At 61.1% G+C, this 19,109-nt stretch carries 19 protein-coding genes; 5 read left to right on the top strand and 14 right to left on the bottom strand.

The window, feature by feature from the left end; genetic code table 11:
- Window positions 1-10: 10 nt before the first annotated feature.
- On the bottom strand, window positions 11-688 hold the full coding sequence (locus ACLH0H_RS23495; protein WP_411379842.1) for a type 1 glutamine amidotransferase domain-containing protein: 678 nt from the start codon (window positions 686-688) through the stop codon (window positions 11-13).
- Complete coding sequence (locus ACLH0H_RS23490; protein ID WP_411379841.1) at window positions 685-1,314, bottom strand: TetR/AcrR family transcriptional regulator; 630 nt, start codon at window positions 1,312-1,314, stop codon at window positions 685-687. Before ACLH0H_RS23490 ends, ACLH0H_RS23495 begins: the two co-directional genes overlap by 4 nt.
- A gap of 173 nt (window positions 1,315-1,487) precedes the next feature.
- Between ACLH0H_RS23490 and ACLH0H_RS23485 the strand changes: the two genes are divergently transcribed.
- Window positions 1,488-2,432 (top strand): GlxA family transcriptional regulator, encoded by a 945-nt coding sequence (locus tag ACLH0H_RS23485; protein ID WP_411379840.1) that lies wholly within the window; start codon window positions 1,488-1,490, stop codon window positions 2,430-2,432.
- Here ACLH0H_RS23485 and ACLH0H_RS23480 read toward each other — a convergent pair.
- The 5 genes from ACLH0H_RS23480 to ACLH0H_RS23460 form a co-directional block, all read right to left on the bottom strand.
- Complete coding sequence (locus ACLH0H_RS23480; protein WP_411379839.1) at window positions 2,410-2,916, bottom strand: GNAT family N-acetyltransferase; 507 nt, start codon at window positions 2,914-2,916, stop codon at window positions 2,410-2,412. The genes ACLH0H_RS23485 and ACLH0H_RS23480 overlap by 23 nt on opposite strands.
- Window positions 2,917-3,238: 322 nt before the next feature.
- Window positions 3,239-4,063 carry a sugar phosphate isomerase/epimerase family protein gene (locus ACLH0H_RS23475; protein ID WP_411379838.1) on the bottom strand — a complete coding sequence of 275 codons (825 nt, stop codon included), beginning with the start codon at window positions 4,061-4,063 and terminating at the stop codon, window positions 3,239-3,241.
- A 1-nt stretch (window position 4,064) separates the two neighbouring features.
- Window positions 4,065-5,279 carry an NAD(P)/FAD-dependent oxidoreductase gene (locus tag ACLH0H_RS23470; RefSeq protein ID WP_411379837.1) on the bottom strand — a complete coding sequence of 405 codons (1,215 nt, stop codon included), beginning with the start codon at window positions 5,277-5,279 and terminating at the stop codon, window positions 4,065-4,067.
- Window positions 5,280-5,281: 2 nt separating this feature from the next.
- Window positions 5,282-5,602: a MocE family 2Fe-2S type ferredoxin gene (locus ACLH0H_RS23465; RefSeq protein ID WP_411379836.1), complete on the bottom strand. Its 321-nt coding sequence runs from the start codon at window positions 5,600-5,602 to the stop codon at window positions 5,282-5,284.
- A gap of 34 nt (window positions 5,603-5,636) precedes the next feature.
- Complete coding sequence (locus ACLH0H_RS23460; RefSeq protein WP_411379835.1) at window positions 5,637-6,731, bottom strand: fatty acid desaturase family protein; 1,095 nt, start codon at window positions 6,729-6,731, stop codon at window positions 5,637-5,639.
- 162 nt (window positions 6,732-6,893) lie between these two features.
- On the opposite strand from ACLH0H_RS23460, the gene ACLH0H_RS23455 reads away from it, so the two are divergent.
- A complete protein-coding gene (locus ACLH0H_RS23455; RefSeq protein ID WP_411379834.1) occupies window positions 6,894-7,937 on the top strand; it encodes a LacI family DNA-binding transcriptional regulator in 1,044 nt (347 codons plus the stop codon).
- Here the strand turns inward: ACLH0H_RS23455 and rtcA are convergent.
- Window positions 7,934-8,959 carry an RNA 3'-terminal phosphate cyclase gene (gene rtcA / locus ACLH0H_RS23450; RefSeq protein ID WP_411379833.1) on the bottom strand — a complete coding sequence of 342 codons (1,026 nt, stop codon included), beginning with the start codon at window positions 8,957-8,959 and terminating at the stop codon, window positions 7,934-7,936. The two genes, ACLH0H_RS23455 and rtcA, sit on opposite strands and share 4 nt — an antisense overlap.
- 51 nt (window positions 8,960-9,010) lie before the next feature.
- Window positions 9,011-10,237, bottom strand: coding sequence for an RtcB family protein (locus tag ACLH0H_RS23445; RefSeq protein WP_411379832.1), 1,227 nt, complete (start codon window positions 10,235-10,237; stop codon window positions 9,011-9,013).
- Window positions 10,238-10,450: 213 nt separating this feature from the next.
- On the opposite strand from ACLH0H_RS23445, the gene rtcR reads away from it, so the two are divergent.
- Window positions 10,451-12,031, top strand: a complete 1,581-nt coding sequence (gene rtcR / locus ACLH0H_RS23440) for an RNA repair transcriptional activator RtcR (RefSeq protein ID WP_411379831.1) — start codon at window positions 10,451-10,453, stop codon at window positions 12,029-12,031.
- 62 nt (window positions 12,032-12,093) lie between these two features.
- Here the strand turns inward: rtcR and ACLH0H_RS23435 are convergent, their stop codons facing one another.
- The 3 genes from ACLH0H_RS23435 to ACLH0H_RS23425 are packed head-to-tail and all read right to left on the bottom strand — an operon-like array spanning window position 12,094 to window position 14,866.
- The gene (locus ACLH0H_RS23435; protein WP_411379830.1) at window positions 12,094-13,020 is read right to left on the bottom strand and encodes a LysR family transcriptional regulator; all 927 of its coding nucleotides are present in this window, start codon (window positions 13,018-13,020) and stop codon (window positions 12,094-12,096) included.
- On the bottom strand, window positions 13,020-13,868 hold the full coding sequence (locus ACLH0H_RS23430) for an EamA family transporter (protein WP_411379829.1): 849 nt from the start codon (window positions 13,866-13,868) through the stop codon (window positions 13,020-13,022). The genes ACLH0H_RS23435 and ACLH0H_RS23430 overlap by 1 nt, the downstream gene beginning before the upstream one ends.
- Window positions 13,869-13,918: 50 nt before the next feature.
- Window positions 13,919-14,866, bottom strand: a complete 948-nt coding sequence (locus ACLH0H_RS23425) for a TauD/TfdA family dioxygenase (protein WP_411379828.1) — start codon at window positions 14,864-14,866, stop codon at window positions 13,919-13,921.
- Window positions 14,867-15,331: 465 nt separating this feature from the next.
- On the opposite strand from ACLH0H_RS23425, the gene ACLH0H_RS23420 reads away from it, so the two are divergent.
- The gene (locus ACLH0H_RS23420) at window positions 15,332-15,640 is read left to right on the top strand and encodes a DUF6124 family protein (protein ID WP_307401161.1); all 309 of its coding nucleotides are present in this window, start codon (window positions 15,332-15,334) and stop codon (window positions 15,638-15,640) included.
- A gap of 711 nt (window positions 15,641-16,351) precedes the next feature.
- On the opposite strand, the gene ACLH0H_RS23415 is transcribed toward ACLH0H_RS23420, so the two are convergent.
- Window positions 16,352-16,876: a DUF2867 domain-containing protein gene (locus ACLH0H_RS23415; RefSeq protein WP_411379827.1), complete on the bottom strand. Its 525-nt coding sequence runs from the start codon at window positions 16,874-16,876 to the stop codon at window positions 16,352-16,354.
- Between the two features lie 659 nt (window positions 16,877-17,535).
- Complete coding sequence (gene yghU / locus ACLH0H_RS23410) at window positions 17,536-18,369, bottom strand: glutathione-dependent disulfide-bond oxidoreductase (RefSeq protein WP_411379826.1); 834 nt, start codon at window positions 18,367-18,369, stop codon at window positions 17,536-17,538.
- A gap of 140 nt (window positions 18,370-18,509) precedes the next feature.
- On the opposite strand from yghU, the gene ACLH0H_RS23405 reads away from it, so the two are divergent.
- A complete protein-coding gene (locus tag ACLH0H_RS23405; protein WP_411379825.1) occupies window positions 18,510-19,106 on the top strand; it encodes a glutathione S-transferase family protein in 597 nt (198 codons plus the stop codon).
- The last annotated feature ends 3 nt before the right edge of the window (window positions 19,107-19,109 follow it).

The raw sequence follows: 19,109 nt of genomic DNA, 5'->3' as shown, positions 1-19,109 counted from the left end.
TTTGATTAACTTACGCGGTGAGTTTCAGCAGGGCTTTAGCCACGTCGCTGGAACTGCCAGGGTTTTGCCCGGTGACCAGCAAACCATCGGTAATTACAAAGGATTGCCAGTCAGCGCCCTTCTCATAGTGGCCGCCGAGTTGCTTGAACTCATCCTCAATTAGGAACGGCACCACGTCGGTCAATTGCACCGCGGCCTCTTCCGAATTGGAGAAACCGGTGACCCGGCGGCCCTTGACCAGCGGCTCGCCATTGACGGCCTTGACGTGACGCAGGGCGCCCGGTGCGTGGCAGACAAAGCCGATCGGTTTGCCCGCACGTTCGAAGGACTCGATCAGCGCGATCGAGACGGGCGATTCCGCCAGGTCCCACAGCGGGCCATGGCCGCCTGGGTAGAACACGGTGTCGAAGTCATCGGCGTTGACGCTCTCCAGCTTCAGCGTGTTGGCCAGGGCCTGCTGCGCGGCCGGGTCGGCGGCGAAACGGTGGGTCTGTTCGGTCTGGAAGTCCGGCTGGTCGCTCACCGGGTCCAGCGGCGGCTGGCCGCCGGCCGGGGAAGCCAGCACCACGTCGGCGCCGGCGTCCTTGAACGCATAATAGGGTGCGGCAAACTCTTCGAGCCAAAAGCCGGTCTTGCGCCCGGTGTCGCCGAGCTGGTCGTGAGAGGTCAGTACCATTAATACTTTCATTTTCCAGTGCCTCGATAGGTGGGAGTGTCGGTGTGGTCAGGCTGGCCCAACAACTGTCGGGTCATCCGCAGCGCCTCGTCGAAAGGCGCCGATGTACGGGTGATCTTGCTCATGACGCTGGTCCCCAACCACAACGCATACAGGCGTTGGGCCAGGCTCTCGGGGTGTTGCGCAAGCGTTACCGAACCGTCTTCGATGCCTGCCTGCAAGGCCGTGGCGAGCAACCCGATGGTGCGTGCGGTGCCGCGCTGCAGGGCCAGGCGCATCGGCTCTGACAGGTCTGACACCTCGGCACCCAGTTTGACGGCAAGGCATTTGCCCGCGTCGGTGCAGCCGGTCTGGTTGTCGATCCAGCAGTCCCAATAGCGCATCAACTTGGCGTGCTGGGTTAAACCAGGCTGGTCGAGCAGTTGCTGCATGCCGTGCACATAGTGGTCGAAGTAGTGGTCGAGCAGCACAACGCCGAACGCATCCTTGGAGTTGAAGTAGTGATAAAACGAACCCTTGGGCACGTCGGCGGCTTGCAGTATTTCGTTCAGGCCCACCGCCGAAAACCCTTTGCGCCCGACAATCAACTGCGCCGTGTCCAGAATGGCCTGCCGTGCACTTTTAGTTTCGCTGTTCATGCTTCACCCCGTCCGATTAGACCAGTCGTCTAGTTCGTTGAGGGGATGTTAGGAGCCGGGCAAAATTCGCACAATGTCAGATGCGCAAGGATTCCGGACATGACGCAAAGGCAGTTGCCGTTTAACCGGCACGCGCCGACAATCGCCTCTCCCACGCCCCTTGGAGAATGACGATGCACAGCGTTGCGCTGATGGTTTACCCGAACTTCCAATCCCTGAGCCTCAGCCTGGGTTCGGTGTTCGAGTGCGCGAACCTGCTGCGCGGCGAGCAGGCCTATGAGTTTCACCTGGTCTCGGAGAGCGGCGGCGCGGTGATGACCTCCCAGGGGTTTTCGGTGAATACCACACCGATCCGGCCCGAGGGTTACGACACACTGATTGTCAGTGGTTACCTGGAATTCCGCCTGCCGGAAGCCAACCTGCTGGAGCTGGTCAAGGCCGCGTCCGCGCAATCGCGACGGGTTGCCTCGCTGTGCATGGGTATTTTCGTGCTGGCCGAGGCCGGGCTGCTGGAAGGCAAGCGCACCACCACGCACTGGATTCACGCACCGGCGTTTCGCAAGCGCTACCCGCACATACGCCTGGAAGAAGACAAGCTGTTCATCGTCGACGGCCAGGTGTGGACCGGCGCGGGCATGAGCGCCGGCGTGGACCTGGCGTTGGCCATGGTGGAAAACGACCTGGGCGGCGACCTCGCCCGGCGCATTGCGCGCAAGCTGGTGATCGCCCAACGTCGGGGCAGTGAACAGTCGCAGTTGTCGGCGCTGCTGGAGCTGGACCCCAAGTCAGACCGCGTGCAACTGGCCCTGGCCTACGCCCGCGAGAACCTGACCCACGACCTCTCCGTGGAGGCCCTGGCCGATGTCGCCCGGCTCAGCCCGCGCCAGTTCAGCCGGGTGTTTCGCGAAGAAACCGGACAAACGCCGGCCAAGGCCATCGAATCCCTGCGGGTGGAGGCCGCCCGGTCGATGATGGAAACCAGTCGCCACCCGGTCGAGGTGGTCGCCCGCGAAACCGGGTTTGGCGACCGCGAGCGCATGCGCCAGGCGTTTCTGCGCGCATTCGGGCAGCCGCCGCAGGCGATGCAGCAGGCGTTTAATGCAGTGACACTCGCGTAACCAGGTAACTCACCAGTTGCGGCTCGTCCCCCAGCTCAAGCGTCTGCACCGGGCGCGGCAGGTTATCCAGCACCGTGCGCCAGAATGCCTGGGACACTTCATCCTGGTCATAAAAGCGCACCAGCCAATCGGCCTCGCCGCTGCACAGCACTTGGCTGGCGATGGCACGGCCGATGCCTTTGCGCCGATAGCGCTTGAGGATGAACAGGTCCGCCAGTTCCAGCGCGTCGATACCCGGCAGCTCGCTGCCCTCGATCAGTAGGAAACCGGCGATATAGCCGTCGACCAACAGCAGGTTGGCGCTCCATTGCGGGTCCTGCCAATAACGGTCCAGGTGCTCATCATGGATGTAGAAACGGCCGTCCGCCTCGACATCTTCCTGCTCCCAGTCCGAGGACTCATAGGCGTAATACTGGTAGAGATTGCGGATCAGCTCGGCGGCTTCAGGGCCGGTCTGGATCAATTCGACAGTGGTTTCAGGCATGGGACCCTCAGTGGAAAAACGCAGGGCGCCATTGTTCACAAATCGTGGGGACAGTCCAATAGAGCGGCCGATCTTTTTAGACAACTTTGGCTCGGCGCTGAAGCCCGATGGATCGGGTTGTTGTGGCGAGCGGGCTTGCCCCGCGTTGGGGTGCGAAGCAGCCCCAGAACCAGACGCAGCGGAACGTCTGATACACCGTATTTGTCTTCAATTGGGGGCGCTTCGCACCCCAACGCGGGGCAAGCCCGCTCGCCACAACAAGTCCAGTTTGCTGCGCGAGCGCGCTAAGTCGAAGTAGACCGCATGCCTTGACCGAACGGGGTCAGGGTGATTTCTGGCAGCTTTTCCACACGTCTCGGATCAGAGCCTGCAGCTTCAGCGCTTCGGCCCAGCGGTCGCTGATTTCTCGGCCATCCGCGCCGGTGATCGCATAGGGCGGCGGGCCCAGTTCGCAGGTGAACGACAGGCTCTGCGGCGTCTCGGGCCGAGCCAGCCAGTCTTCGATCCCGTAGCGCCACCACTCGGTGAAGCGCTGCACCCAGGCCTGATGCTGCGCAAAGTCCAGCGACACCTGGACCTGTTCGCTGCTGGCCACGCGGCCGTGGAAACCCCAGCTGTGGCGCAGGACGGTGCGGATCTGCTCATCATCTTCAGCCGCGCCAGGTTCCGGCAGTTCGCCGCCGACTACGTAGTGGGAAAGGTCGGCCAAGAGTTTCAAGTCGGGCATCTGGGCCAGCAGGTCGAGGGTGAACAGCAGGTCGTTGGTGAGCCGGTAGCGATGGGTTTCAAGCAGGACCGGAAAATCCACCTGTTCGGCCAGGCGTTGCCAACCCTCCACCAGCCGTGCGGCTTCGGCCTGGGTGCGCGGGCGCACGTCGGCTTGCAGTGTGAGGTGGTGGCAGCCATAGCGGCTGATCACTTCCAGCGCGGCCGCCAGGTCATCCACCGATTGCGGAAACAACTGGCCCTCGATCTGCAAGCCCCTGGCCGAGGCGGCGGCATGCAAGCGCGCCACCTCGGCGGGTTGCCAGTAGTGGTCGGTAATGCCATCGAAACCGGCGGCCTTGATGCGGTCGAGTTGAGCGTCCAGGGGGCCGGGTTCGGTCTGCATGGCCCACATAGATTGGAACACCAGGAATTGGCGCATATCAGCCTCGCAGCAATTGTTTGAGGGACAGCTCGGGGTTGGCCAGGCTGGCGGTATCGAGTGGCAGACGCGCGCTGATCAGGCGTTCGCAGAGCTTGATGTCCTTGGCCACGCTGTTGCCCCGCGCCCAACCGCAGGCTCCTTGCAAATGGTGATCGGCATCCAGGTAGAACAGCAACAGGCCGCCGTCGGGCAAGGTGCGGCTGACCGTTAAGGGTGTGATCACGCCCACGGTCTGCAACCCCCAGTCGTATTGATCGGACCAGAAACCGGGGAGCGCCTCGAACGCGGCTTCACGCCCCAGCAGGCCCAGCGCCGCATGCCGGCCCTGGGCTTCGGCGTTGCGCCAGGTTTCCTGGCGCTGGTAGAGGCCGCCGAGGCGAAACTCGCACACGTCGCCGGCGGCATAAATATCGGGCGCGCTGGTGCGCAACTGCGCATCCACGCGAATGCCCTGCCCCACGTCCAGCCCGGCCGCCGTGGCCAGTTCGACATTGGGCTGCATGCCGATGCCCACCACCACCCGATCGCAGGGCAGCCGCTGCCCGTCCGCCAGCAGTACGGCGTCGGCCTGGATGGATTCCAACGTCACATTCAAGCGCACGTCGACCCCATGCTGACGATGCAGCTCCAACAGCGCCTGGGAGATAACCGGCGGCAACACCCTGCCCGCCAAGCGCGGCCCGGCTTCAAGCACCGTCACTTCACAGCCCAGTCCACGCGCGGTGGCGGCCACTTCCAGGCCGATGAAGCCACCGCCCACCACCACCAGCCGCGTGCCGGGTTGCAATGCACTGCGCAACGCCAGCGCTTCATCATGGGTGCGCAGGTAAAGCACATGGGCGTGCTCCTGGGGCAATCGTCGCGCCCTGCCCCCGGTGGCCAAGAGCAGACCGGCGTAGGGCAGCCACTGGCCGTCATTGAGTTGCAGGCGATGGTGTTGCGGGTCCAAGTGAGTGACCGGGTTGCCGGCGATGTGCTCGATGCCCAGCTCGGCCAGCCGCGCGCTGTCGCACAAACTGTATCCAGCCAGGTCCGCCGTGCCCTGCAACACGCCCTTGGACAGCGGTGGCCGCTCGTAGGGCAAGTGCGGTTCATCGCCGATCAGGATCAGCCGCCCGGCGTAGCCTTCTTCGCGCAGTGTCAGCGCCGCACGCCCTCCGGCGTGCCCGGCGCCGACGATGATCAGGGCGTGGCTTGCAAGTGCTTCGCTCATGATCATGCCGTGACAGCGAGCAACACCCGCCCCGCTTCGACCCGCACCGGGTAGGTCTTGAGGTTGACGCACACCGGCGCGCCCATGGCCTGGCCGTTGCGGTAATCGAAGCGCCCATTGTGCTTGGGGCACTCGATGATGTGGTCCATCACCAGGCCGTCGGCCAGATGGATGTTTTCGTGGGTGCACAGGCCAGCGGTGGCGAAGAATTGATTGTCCGCCGAGCGATACACCGCATAAGTGTGCGCCCCATGGTCGAAGCGCAGTACGTCTTCTTCGTCTATTTCGCCCACGGCGCAGACATCGATCCATTGATCGTTCATGGCGTTTTTCTCTTGTTATTTTAAGGGGTCAGATTCAGCTGGCAGCGGCTTCTGCACGCACCGCGGCATTGGCGGCCGATTCGGCGCGCGCGCGGATCGGGCGCTGGATGAAATGGCTGGGGTCGCGGCGCTGTTTCCAGATCGTCGGCAGGATTTCCTTGTACGCCTCGAACAGGGTGGCGTACGGCGGCGGGCAATCGTCGCGGATTTCTTCGTGCAGTTGCGCCAGGGCGTGATACGGCACCATCGGGTACATGTGGTGTTCGAGGTGGTAGTTCATGTTCATGTAGAGAAAGCGCAGCACGCGGTTCATATAGATGGTGCGGCAGTTGCTGCGGTGGTCGAGCACGTCTTCGGCCAGGCCCACGTGCTGGGTCAGGCCGAACAGGTAACCCAGCCAGGCGCCGTAGAGGCTGGGCAGGCCGATCAGCATCAGCGGCAGCCAGCTGTGCAGGTACAAAGCGGTGCCGATGACCAGGGCATAGAGGCCGACCCAGACGCGCGCCGCGCGGAACACTTTGGGCCACTCGGATTCGGGGATGAAGTCCGCCTCTTGGGCGCTCATCCGGCCGACGGCATGGCGCGCGACGCCGCTGAACGTCTTCCAGGCCAGGGGCAGGTTGAACAGGCTGAGGAACATCATCAACAAGCTCGGCGGGCGCGGCTCGACGATCTCCGGGTCTCGCCCGACGACGATGGTGTCGGTGTGATGGCGGGCATGGCTCCAGCGCCAGACATGGGGCTCGAAGATGCACATGAAGCTGGCGACCTGATACAGCACGTCGTTCATCCAGCGGGTCTTGAACGCCGTGCCGTGGCCGGTTTCGTGCCAGCGCGGGTTGGACGCGGTGCCGTACAACACGCCATAGGCCACGAAGAACGGCACGCAGGCCCAGGTGCCCCAGAACCAGTAGCCGCCAAAACCGCTGATGAACAGCGCGATGACCCACAGGGCGGTGTCAAGCAAGGCCGGGGCGTCGCGGCGTTGCATCAGTTCTTTGATGCGTTTGCGCGGGATGGGCGACTGGTACCACTGGGCCGAGACCAGGCCTTTATCGAAGGCGCGGGCGGCTTCGGGCCCCGTGAGGCTGTAGTCACGCCGGGCGGTGTGAGCGGTGTATTTAGACATTGTTATTGTTCTCCGCAAGCGGGTGATTTCTTGTGCTGTGCGAAACAGACGATAGAGAACGGCTTATTCGCCTTCAAGGCCTTGAATCCATTCCCTATCAAGCTATCATCCAGGCCCAGCGGGGCTTGATAGTTTTCTATCAAGACGCTCAAAGGGCTTGTCATGAACAACAAAAAGCGCCCAACCATCGCCACCGTCGCCGCCCATGCCGGGCTCAGCGTGGCCACCGTCGACCGTGTATTGAATGCGCGTGCGCCGGTCAATCCGCAGACCGCCGAACAGGTGGTGCAGGCCGCCGAGGCCGTGGGCTATTTTGCGGCGCGTTTGATCGGCCAGCGTATTCGCGAACGCCGGCCGACTTATCGTTTCGGCATCCTGTTGCTGGCCACCGCCCAGGCGTTCTACGCCGGCCTGGCGCAGGCGATCAGCGAGGCCGCCGAGCAGCATGCCGGCGCCAACCTGAGCTGCGAGTTCGAATACATCACCGATCGCACCCCCGCCGCCATCGTCGCGCAAATTGAACACCTGGCCGTGAAGTGCGACGGGCTCGCGGTGGTCAGCTTCGCCCATCCGCTGATCAACGCCTGCCTGGCACAGATCCGCACGGCCGGCGTGCCGGTGGTGGCCTTGCTCTCGGACATTCACGAACGCGCCGATGAACCCTACGTAGGCCAGGACAACCATGTGGTCGGCCGCACCATGGGCTGGCTGCTCGCGCGCACCAGCGGCGCACGCAAAGGCAGCGTGGGGATCCTGCTCGGCGGCCATCGTTTTCTGGGCCACCATGCGCGGGTCGAAGGCTTGCACGGCTACCTGGCGGAACACGCTCCCGGGCTCAAGCCGCTGGAACCGTTGATCAACCTGGATAACTGCGACATCACCGAGGAGGCCACCCTCGACCTGATCAGCCGCCACCGCGACCTGCGCGGCCTGTGCGTGGTGGGCGGCGGCGGCGATGGCATCATCAGCGCCCTGGCGCAGTTGCCCAAGCGACCGGCGTTGTGTTGCATCCTGCAGGAGTCGACCGAGCTGTCGCGCCAGGCGCTGAGCCGGGGCCTGGTGGATGTGGTGATCGATTCCCAACCAGGGCTCACCGCCACGGCGCTGGTGGCGTTGATGGTGGAGCTGCAGAGCGCCGAAGCGTTCGACCCGGCGCGGCATCGGGTGTACATACCGCCGCACATCGTGACCTCGGAGAACCTCTAGCGGGCGCGGCACTCGATCAGCAAGCCGCCCTCTTCGCGCACGTGGCTGTCAATCACCACAGGCAGGAAGCGTTGGATCACGCACATATTGCTGTGCAGATGGTCACTCATGTGCGACGTGGTGAAACAACCGCCACCGGCCAACGCCATTGGCAGCAGCAATTGATCGGCCAGGTGTTCGCCCACCGCCGTGTCGGTTGCTTGCCACGCCACGGCCTGGTCAATCGCCTGGTCGGCCACGGTTTCGGCGCGCAGGTTGGCCAGGCCAAACGCGCTGAACACTTCAGTGACATGGGCGTGGACGTACTCCAGCATCAGCACGTTGCCCGGACCTTGCCGAGGGTCAATCTCGACTGGCAGGCACTGTGCGGCGTCGAATGCCAAACGCAGGCCCACACGCTTGAATTGGCGTTCGCTGACCTGGGCCGGCAACCCGGCGTTGAGCGTTATCGCACGGGATTCGAGCAGGTTGCCGCGCTGCACCAGCTGCAACGGCGCCAGCACGCTGGGCTGGATAAACGCCTCCAACTCACCGCCACCGGCGGGCACAAAGCCATAACGGTTCAGATTCAATTCGATCCGAGCGCCCATGCGTCGCAACAGGGGCAGCCAGGCGCGCTGCAAGAAGTCCACAGGCGGCGCCAGCGGGTTATGGGTGCCACCGCAGATCGTCACGCGGCTGGCCGTGGGCGCGCGCAGTAACGCAGGCAGCATGGTCTGCAACACCAGGGTGCAACTGCCAGCCGTGCCAATGGCGAAGCGGTAATCGCCGCCTTGAATCGGCCCTGGTTCGAATACCAACGCCTGCGCACCCAATTGCGCACCGTGCACCTTGGCCCCGCAGACCTGTGCCGCCGCCAGCACGGCGGTCAGGTGCTGGCGCATCAAGCCCGGCCGACTGCGCCTGGCGCGAATGTTTTTGATACTCAGGGTCCGGCCGGTCAGCATCGACAGGCTCAGGCCGCTGCGCAATACCTGGCCACCGCCGATGGCGCCGTCGAGTTCAATCACGTCCTGTTGCATAGTCATCCTTAAGCGGGTGGCGTTGTTCTTTGCTCATCTTCTGGTCCCCTTTTATCCTTTGACACACACCACTTGACGCAAGGTGTGCAGCACTTGCACCAGCTCGCGCTGGGCGTGCATGACCTGGTCGATGTCCTTGTAGGCCATCGGGATTTCATCGATCACATCGACGTCCTTGCGGCATTCCACGTGGGCGGTGGCGCGGATCTGGTCGGCCACGGTGAAGGTGTTCTTCGCCTTGGTGCGGCTCATGGTGCGGCCGGCGCCGTGGCTGCAGGAGCAGAACGACTCTTCGTTGCCCAGGCCGCGCACGATGAAGCTTTTGGCGCCCATGGAACCCGGAATAATCCCCAGCTCGCCCTTCCTGGCCGACACCGCGCCTTTACGCGTGACCAGGATTTCTTCGCCGAAGTGACGCTCTTTCTGCACATAGTTGTGATGGCAGTTCACCGCTTCCAGCGCCACTTCGAACGGCTTGCCGAGCACCTGGCGCGTGGCCCGGACCACTGCGCGCATCATCAACTCGCGGTTCTGCCGGGCAAAATCCTGGGCCCAACCCACCGCTTGCACGTAGTCATCGAAGTGCCGGCTGCCTTCTTCGAAATACGCCAGGTCGCGGTCCGGCAGGTTCGCCAGGTGCTGGCGCATATCCGCCTGGGCCAACTGGATAAACAGGTTGCCGATGGCGTTGCCCACGCCACGCGAACCGCTGTGCAACATGAACCAGACGCGGTTGGCTTCATCCAGGCACACCTCGACAAAATGGTTGCCGGTCCCCAGGGTGCCCAGGTGCTGGCGATGGTTGCTGCGTTCCAGTTGCGGGTATTTGTCGGTGATCGCCTTGAAGCGCGGGTGCAACGCCGCCCATACCTGATCGGCCTGGGCCGGCACGTCTTCCCAGGCGCCTTTGTCACGGCCCTTACGGCTGCGCGTGCGGCCATGGGGCACGGCGGCTTCGATGGCGCAACGCAGGGCGTGGAGGTTGTCGGGCAAGTCGCCGGCAGTCAGCGTGGTGCGCGCGGCGATCATGCCGCAGCCGATGTCCACCCCCACCGCCGCCGGGATGATCGCGCCCACAGTGGGGATGACGCTGCCGATGGTCGAACCCTTGCCCAGGTGCACGTCCGGCATCACCGCCAGGTGTTTGAAGATGAACGGCATCGTGGCAGTGTTCATCAGTTGCTGGCGGGCCTCGGGCTCCACGGGCACGCCCTCGGTCCAGAGCTTGATCGGCTTGCCGTTGGCGACTTCCAGCAGTTGGTAGGTGGTGTCTTGCATGATCTCGATTCTTTTTTTAAAAGCCGGCACTGCGGCGTTGGTGAGGGTATAGCAGCGGGCGTGCCAGGTTTGCTGTTGCTTTGCTGAAAATTCTTAACTTCATGTTTTTAAAAAGATATTTGCCAAAAAAATAAGTAGTGCGTTGAAAACCGATGACAAGCCCATCCGCAAATCCATATCCTTAGTTATCGTTATTTATATTTTGGTCCAGCCATGAAACACAAGCGCACCGTCGCCATCGGGTTTATCGGGTCCAAGCTGGATCGCGTCGGCAAGGGCACCAATCGCTGGAATCACTGGCGTCCCAGTGTCGGCCTGTGCCAGCAAGACAACCTGCTGATCGATCGCCTGGAACTGATCCACGATATCGACGCCCGCGACGTCAGCCTGGCCGAGCGGGTGCGCGCCGACATCCAGCAAATCTCGCCGACCACCGAGGTGCGCCTGCACCCGATGCCGCTGAGCAACCCCTGGGATTTCGAAGAGGTCTACGGCGCGCTGCATGACTTCACCAATGCCTACGCTTTCGACACCGAACGCGAGGACTACCTGGTCCACATCACCACCGGCACCCACGTGGCGCAGATCTGCTGGTTCCTGCTCACCGAGGCGCGCACCCTGCCCGCCCGCCTGATCCAGACCGCGCCCAGCCGCCACCCCGACGACACCGTGCCAGCCACCGGCACCCATACCCTGATCGATCTTGACCTGTCGCGCTACGACCGCATCGCTTCGCGCTTCGCCCACCAGCGCCTGGAAGGCCTGGCGTTTCTGAAGTCGGGGATCGCCACGCGCAACAGCGCCTTCAATGCCTCCATCGAGCAGATCGAACGCGTGGCCGTGCGCTCCACGGCACCGATGCTGCTGATCGGCCCCACCGGCGCGGGCAAATCCTTCCTCGCCCGGCGCATCTACGAACTCAAACGCAGCCGCCATCAACTGCAAGGCCGCTTCGTGGAAGTCAACTGCGCCACCCTGCGCGGCGATGGCGCGATGTCAGCGCTGTTCGGGCATATCAAGGGCGCCTTCACCGGCGCGCAAAACACCCGGGACGGCCTGCTGCGCGCGGCGGATGGCGGCATGCTGTTCCTTGATGAAATCGGCGAGCTGGGCGCGGATGAACAGGCGATGCTGCTCAAGGCCATCGAAGAAAAACGCTTCTACCCCATGGGCGCCGACCGCGAAGTAACCAGCGACTTCCTGATCATCGCCGGCACCCACCGCGACCTGCGCGAGCGCGTGGCCCAGGGGCTGTTTCGCGAAGACCTGTATGCACGGGTCAACCTGTGGACCTTTGAACTGCCGGGCCTGGCGGGCAGGCGCGAAGACATCGAACCCAATATCGATTTCGAGCTGGAGCGCCACGCCCACGAACACGGCCGCCGCGTGCGCTTCAACCTGCAGGCGCGGCGCCGCTACCTGGCGTTTGCCTGCTCCAGCGAAGCGGCGTGGCTGGGCAACTTTCGTGAACTGTCCGCCTCCATCACACGCATGGCGACCCTGGCCGACAGCGGGCGTATCGACGAAGCCCAGGTCGACGCCGAGATCCAGCGCCTGCGTTACGCCTGGGGGCTGTCGGAGCCCGATGCGCTGCTGCCTGCCGACCTGGACCTGTTCGACCGCTTGCAACTCAAAGCGGTGCTCGACGTGTGCCGCCAATCGGACAGCCTCTCCGACGCCGGCCGCCGGCTGTTCGGTGTGTCGCGCCAGGCCAAGGCGCAACCCAATGATGCGGATCGGTTGCGCAAGTACCTGGCGCGGTTTTCGATTGAGTGGAAGCAGTTGAAGCCCTAGCGAAGACGGCCACCTTAAGGTCAAGCCAATGAGGTACTGAGCTGTTTCGAAATGGAAATAAATCAGTGGACTTGGTAAAAAGTCACCTCGCGCACAAACACTTGCGCCTGGGCTTTGAGCCACTCGAACAGTCGGGCGATATCGGGCTCTGACTGGCGTCCATTTCGGCAAATGATGTAGTACGCAGCGGGCGACATCATCACAGGAGCGTTCAGCGCCAGCAAGGTGCCGTCTTTCAAAGCGTCATAGACCAATGCCGTCCGGCCCAGCGCGATCCCGCCACCTTTGACCGCAAGACTGATCGCCAGGCCAGAGTCCGGAAAGCGTGGCCCGTGGTGATACGGCGGCGGTGCCAGCCCCTGGAACGCAAACCAGTTTTCCCAGCTTGGACACACGTGATCATCGACCCGATGAATCAGCGGGTAACGTGCAATATCCTCCAATGCAATATCGCCATTCACCTTTTGAAAATCCGGCGAGTACACGGGGAACACCGCATCGTGCATCAACAATTCGGCGTAATGATCAGGGTAGTCGCCGTCCCCCATCACGATCGCCACATCGAATTGATGAACCTCTGGATTGGTTCGACTTATATCGGCACTGGTCAGCACCAACTCGAGATTGAACGAGGCCTCGGTGTGAGACCCATGCATCCTGGGAATCAGCCAGGTGGAACAAAGAGAAGACGTGCATGAAAGATAAAGCGGCCGGGATTTGCTCGGGTTCAGCGAATGCAACACCGCCTCAAGCTCCTGGAAAAAACCATCGACCACCGGGAGCAAAGCCCGCCCTGCAGCCGTGAGTTTAACGCCCCGTGAATGGCGCTCGAATAACTGCACACCCCACCATTCCTCCAGGCCTGCGATTTGATGGCTGATAGCACTGGCGGTAAGGTTCAACTCCGAAGCAGCGCGGGCGAGACTTCCCGTTTGCGCCGCGCTGATGAAGGCCTGAAGCATGGGAGTGGGTGGCGGACGTCGGGCCATCAGGTGCTCACTTTGATCAGGATGATTCCACAAACGATAACGAAGGCTGAAAGCATTCGCCGCCAGCCGAAGCGTTCATGGAAGAACAGCGCGGCGATAATGGCGCCGATAATAACACTGGTTTCCCGCAGTGCTGAGACCTTGGCAACCGCATCCAGAGACAGCGCAAACAACACCAGACCGTAGGAAGCCAAGTAAAAAACGCCGCCCAGCACGCCCATGCGCCATTGGCCGCAAACAGCTTGCGCCAGTGCCGGCCGCTGCTTGAAAAAAGCCAGCACGGGAATCGGAATACTCTGGAATATCGTCAAATAAATGATGTATTGCAACACCGTCTCGCTGGCTCTGACGCCTATGGCATCCACCACCGTGTAGGACGCAATGAACGCTCCCGCACACACCGCCATCAGAATTGGCTTGAACATCTGCGCAGTCATCCTGCGCACAAATGTCAGGCTGATGATGCCAGCACAGATCAGCAGCACTCCCGCCATTGCCTGGGATGACAATTGTTCATGTAGCACAAAGCAGGAAACTAGCGCGACCAATACCGGCGGTACACCGCGCATCACCGGGTAGACCTGTCCGAAATCGCCGGTCTCGTAGGCTTTGATCAAAAACAATCGGTAGATCGTATTGAGTACCACGGACACCAGCACATAGCCCCACACCTGCAGGCTCGGCACATTGACAAGTGGCAACGCCGCCAGGCAGATGAGTAACGCAGTGCCATCGACCATAGCCAACGTGATGAAGCGGCTGCTGCCAGCGCGGACAACAGCATTCCAGGTAGCGTGCATGAAGGCGGAGATCAAGACAAGGGTGATTGCGATGTCGGAGTTGTCCATGGGGCTCGGCTTTTAGGTATTAGAGGTCGCTGGTTATATGCGGCAGGCCATCATTTTTTTCGCAGCCACATTCGCAGCATGTATCGATTCAGATCATTCAAAGGCGTCGCGTCATTGATCTCTGCATGCGGGGCATTTATATCGATGAAGTGTGTCCGGGTATGGAGAAATTTGTTATCCGCTGAAATAAGAACCTGCCCAGGCTCAAGCAATACTCGATACTGCACCGATGATTGATCAAGGACCGTATCTAAAAAATCCAATGCTTGAGTTTGCGCCAACGTCAACGGCACACCTGCTTTAAGGTGAGCCGATTCAATGTAGACCCGAAAGTACCTGATTAAAGGAACGCCTTCGTCGGAAAAGCTCAGGATGGGCGCTTTAAACAGCTGTTCTTCTTCTGACATACCTCGATTTTCAAAATAGAAATCGCATTTAAGTTCTTCCAATACTTCTGGAAATGCCATCAGCTCTGCGTATACAGCGCTCGCATCAATCAGAATGCTCTCGCCACCCAATCGAGCCTTCTGCCCACACGCCAGGATCAGATAGTCGATAGGAAGCGGGTCGCTCACTCCGTCGTTGTGTACGTAAGCGCCCTGACGGGTTTGATGGTATCTCGTACCCTCTTCAATGCTCATGCCCCCTCGGTCATACACTTCAATCACTTTATGGCCAAGATGATTCTGCACCATCGGCGCACCCAGCAAGGAGCCAAATGTCCATACCAGTGATTTGAAACCTGCAAGGTCATCCGTCTTGAACCCTTCAAGGATCAGTGCATGGCTTTCATGATCTATCGTGTTCCGTATATGGCGTAGTTCCGAACTGAGAGCCTGCGAGTGAATTGGATCAATGTAGGCAGATGTTGCATCGAATCGATGAGTTTGTGCATCCAACTCAAACTTGGCCTTAGCGCTCTGCAGCTCATTGAACGCTGCTTTTGATAGCCTGACTTTAGATACTTCCTGACGAAAATGACTAACGTTAATGCTCATCGCTATCTCATGAGAAAGGTGGTTGGAGCCAATATTTAACTAACCTCACACACCCTGAAAAAGCGAAACATCCTCAGTGCTACCATCAAAATCCGTCATGGCAGACCGCTCCTACAGATAAATCCTCTTATATGTTCATTAGTGGCATCTGGACATGGTTTGTAAAAGGCCAGCAAGGCGTGTCGCTTTTAATCGCAGGACGTTTCCTAGACAATCCTCGCCGCCTTGTGCCTGCTGGAATCGGTGGCTAGTCTGCGGTCCGTCACTGCTCATCAGTGATCGGGTTTAGTCGCCCGGATTCTGAACAGGCGCATGCTCCCATGAAGTTCTATGGTGGCTGTGCGCAGGGCGCCCTCGGGCGCGCCGGGTTCCTGTTCTGACCGGTCGACTAACCTGCGCACAGCCGCCACCTTCGTTTAGTCGCGAAAGATGTCGTCTCCTTGATAATCAGACAGGAACTGCACCATGAACAAAGTCCTACCCGACCCACCCCGCGATCCCGCCAAAGACCGCGCTGCCTTCAACCGCGCCATCGATCACTACCTTCCCACCCAGGGCTTTCACTCCGTCAACGAAGACCTGAGCTTCGAAGATGCCCTGCTCTACACCGCCAGCTTGCTCGACAGTGCCTCGGCGACTGCTCTGGATTGCGGCGAGGCGCTGGACAATCCCCAGCGGGCGAAGATTCTGGCGGTGTGGCATTTGCTGGAGATTGCCAGGACCACGGTGGATCGCTCCATCGAGTGCCTGAAGCCTTCACCTACCGCTGCCTAATCGAGGTCAACAATGTGGGAGCTGGCTTGCCTGCGATAGCCATGGGTATCTACACAACTTTCAGAGGCTGACTTCACCTCCTGTGGGAGCTGTCGAGCTTTAGCGAGGCTGCGAAAGCGGTGGGTCAGGCGAAAAAAATGCCAGCAGTGCCGCCGCCTTCGCAGCCTCGCTGGGGCTCGACAGCTCCCACATTTTGAACCGAGTTCGACATGAATACCGGTCGGCTCCAAGGCCGCCGCGCTTTGTTTTTGATCTTGATCTGAGGCGCCCCGTCAACCACGCTGGCCGCAATTCGATATTGATTTGGGGGGTAAACCGGCAGGACGCCGGTTTAGCCGCCCCGCGCCATGGATGGCGCGTGGCGGCGGCCCCCCAAATCAATGTCGGATTACGGGCATGCCGAGCCTAGGCGAGGCACCGAGTGGTGGGGCGAAGCATTTGGTTACTTTTTTTTGCGCTCTTCAAAAAGTGACCCGCCGTAAGGGCGGAACCCTAAGCCGCCGTTACCGCAGCAACGGATATGTACTCGGTCAAACCCAAAAAAACGGTCGGCCCGAAGGCCGCCTGGTTTGGGGCCGCTTCGCAGCCCAGCGCGGGACGAGCCCGCTCACTACAAAGATGGGTAGATACCTATGGCTATCGCGGGCAAGCCAGCTCCCACATCTAACTCTCACCCGCTGCGAAAATCCGCGACAGCCAATCCAACTCGACTCAGATAGCCAGAGGCCAACCGATACGCGCTGCACGGCGCAGGCTGGCCTTGACGACCAAGCGGTGAAAGGGCGCTATAACGAACAGGTAGGCCCGACCCAGGCGGTTGTGGCACTGGACCACGGTCGAAAAAACCAGTTGGCGACTGCCTTCTGGCTCGGCCTCTTCAGAACAGAGGACCGATATGCGGAAGTCGAGGTGCGCGTCCTCCTCGCCCAGCACGATTTCAGTGCGGTCCGTGCTGTAGACCTGGAAGGCGCCCACCCGACCAGCAAGGGATGCCAAATGCCTGGCTGTCTTGAGACCAAAACAGACAACAACAGTGTCTCGCACCGTCAAGAGCCACCCGATCCAGGCGGGCTGGTGTGAAAGGATGAATCGAGCCAGCAAATCCGGATCAACGGATGTGCCCGCAGGAAGCCTAATCGCAAAAGCGTCCGCCAGGTTCATTGGCGTGTAAAGATGGGTAATGCCGGACCTTGAGGGCACGGGGACGGACAGAACGCGCTCATATTCTCGGGGCATTGGGGGTCTCTCCTGAGTGCTGACTATCAATTAGACAACCTGCCCACGCCATTCCAGAATTAAGCAGCGCAAATGGAGCCGATTCGCTGGCGTTGGAACGATTTTCTTTAAAGCGAACGCCATGAAAAGTGCTGGTGTGCAAAACGCAACGACCCTCCATGCTGGTGTATGCAGCGTATCAAGGGCTCGACAGGCAGGGCTGCGGCATAATGCCGCGCGCCTGAAGCCCACCTCCCCCACTGCCTGGGCACGGTCAAAAATGTGGGAGCGGGCTTGCTCGCGAAAGCGCCCTGTCAGTCACTATGCACTGGCTGATACGCCGCCTTCGCGAGCAAGCCCGCTCCCACATTGGGTCCGCGTTTTGCCAGTTCTACAGCTGCGTCCCGTGCGCTAGTCCCTCGCCAAAGGCAAGCCCACCGCTGTCCACCTGCCGTGCGCTTTTCGCCCCGACCCGCGCGATTTCGCCTTCCTGCAACACCCGCAACAGGCGGCGGTGCGGATGATCAGGGCGAGCCGATTGAGCCGAGGTATGGGTGCCGTTCGAATTGATCAAGCCTGAGCAGGTAGGCCTATTCGAGCAACGCTACAAATAGCTCGAGAATGTAGAGCTCCCACAGTTGATCGTTCCCACGCTCAGCGTGGGAACGATCCGCACAGTTTTAGTCCAGGTCGCTTGCAGAATGTCGCTCTGGCAACTGCTCCGCAGGCTCGCCGGAAACCCGATTCACCCTGCGCCCCCGCTGCACCGCCGGCCGTGCCTCGATGGCATCCGCCCAACGCACCACATGGGTGTACTCATGCACCGCCAGAAACTCCGCCGCGCCATACAGACGGCCTTTGACCAACCCGCCATACCACGGCCAGATCGCGATATCAGCAATGGTGTATTCATCCCCGGCAATGTACTCGCTCACGGCCAGGCGCTGGTTCAGCACGTCCAACTGACGCTTGGTCTCCATGGCGAACCGGTTGATCGGGTATTCCATCTTGCTTGGCGCATACGCATAGAAATGCCCGAAACCGCCGCCCAGGTAGGGCGCGCTGCCCATCTGCCAGAACAACCACGACAAGCACTCCGCGCGGGCTGCCGGCTCAGTGGGAAAGAACGCGCCGAATTTTTCCGCCAGGTACTGCAAGATAGCCCCCGACTCGAACACCCGAATCGGCGTGGCGCCGCTGCGGTCCAGCAGTGCCGGGATCTTGGAGTTCGGGTTGACTCCGACAAAACCGCTGCCGAACTGGTCGCCGTCGCCGATCTTGATCAGCCACGCATCGTATTCGGCGCCGCTGTGCCCCAGGGCCAGCAGCTCTTCGAGCAGGATGGTGACCTTCTGCCCATTGGGCGTGGCAAGCGAATACAGTTGCAGGGGGTGCTGGCCCACCGGCAGTTCCTTGTCATGGGTCGGGCCGGCAATCGGGCGGTTGATGCTGGCGAACGTGCCGCCGCTTTCGGCGTCCCAGGTCCAGACCTTGGGGGGTACGTACTCGGTCATGCTCACTGCTCCAGAAGCGATCAACGAAGCGTTCCAGACTAAACCAAAGGCTGGCGTTGCGGGAACCCATTCGCAATTGCGCCCGCCGATCAAGCGGACGTAAGCTCCGAGCCAGGCACCTTGAGAGCAATGGAGGCTTCATGAAACTGATCGGTATGCTGGACTCGCCCTATGTGCGCCGCGTGGCCATTTCCCTGGAGCTGTACGGGGTGGATTTTGTGCATGAACCGCTGTCGGTTTTTCGCACCTTCAGCGAGTTTTCCGAGATCAACCCAGTGGTCAAGGCCCCGACCCTGATGCTGGACGATGGCACGGTTTTGATGGACTCCAGCCTGATCCTGGACTACCTGGAAAGCCTGGCACCGGCAGACAAAAAACTGCTCCCCCAGCAACCCGCCACACGCGCCCGCGACCTGCAGTTGCTTGGGCTGGCCCTGGCGGCCTGCGAGAAGAGCGTGCAGATCGTCTATGAACACAACCTGCGTCCGGCCGAGAAGCTGCATGAGCCCTGGCTTGAGCGTGTAAGCGGGCAATTGCTCGCGGCCTATTCATTGCTGGAAAAGCAGTTGACTGACAATGAACCGCTGAGCCAGGCGTCCCTCACCGCGGCGGTCGCCTGGTCGTTCAGCCAGTTCACCGTGGCGTCGGTGGTCAAAGCGGATGTGTTTCCCAACTTGAAGCGTCACGCCGAGCGCCTCGAAGAGCATACGGCGTTCAAGCGCTATCCCATCGAATAATCA

This window comes from Pseudomonas sp. MPB26 (assembly GCF_046605355.1).
Taxonomy (GTDB): Bacteria; Pseudomonadota; Gammaproteobacteria; order Pseudomonadales; family Pseudomonadaceae; genus Aquipseudomonas; species Aquipseudomonas cedrina.
This window is presented reverse-complemented; position numbering and strand designations above follow the sequence as displayed.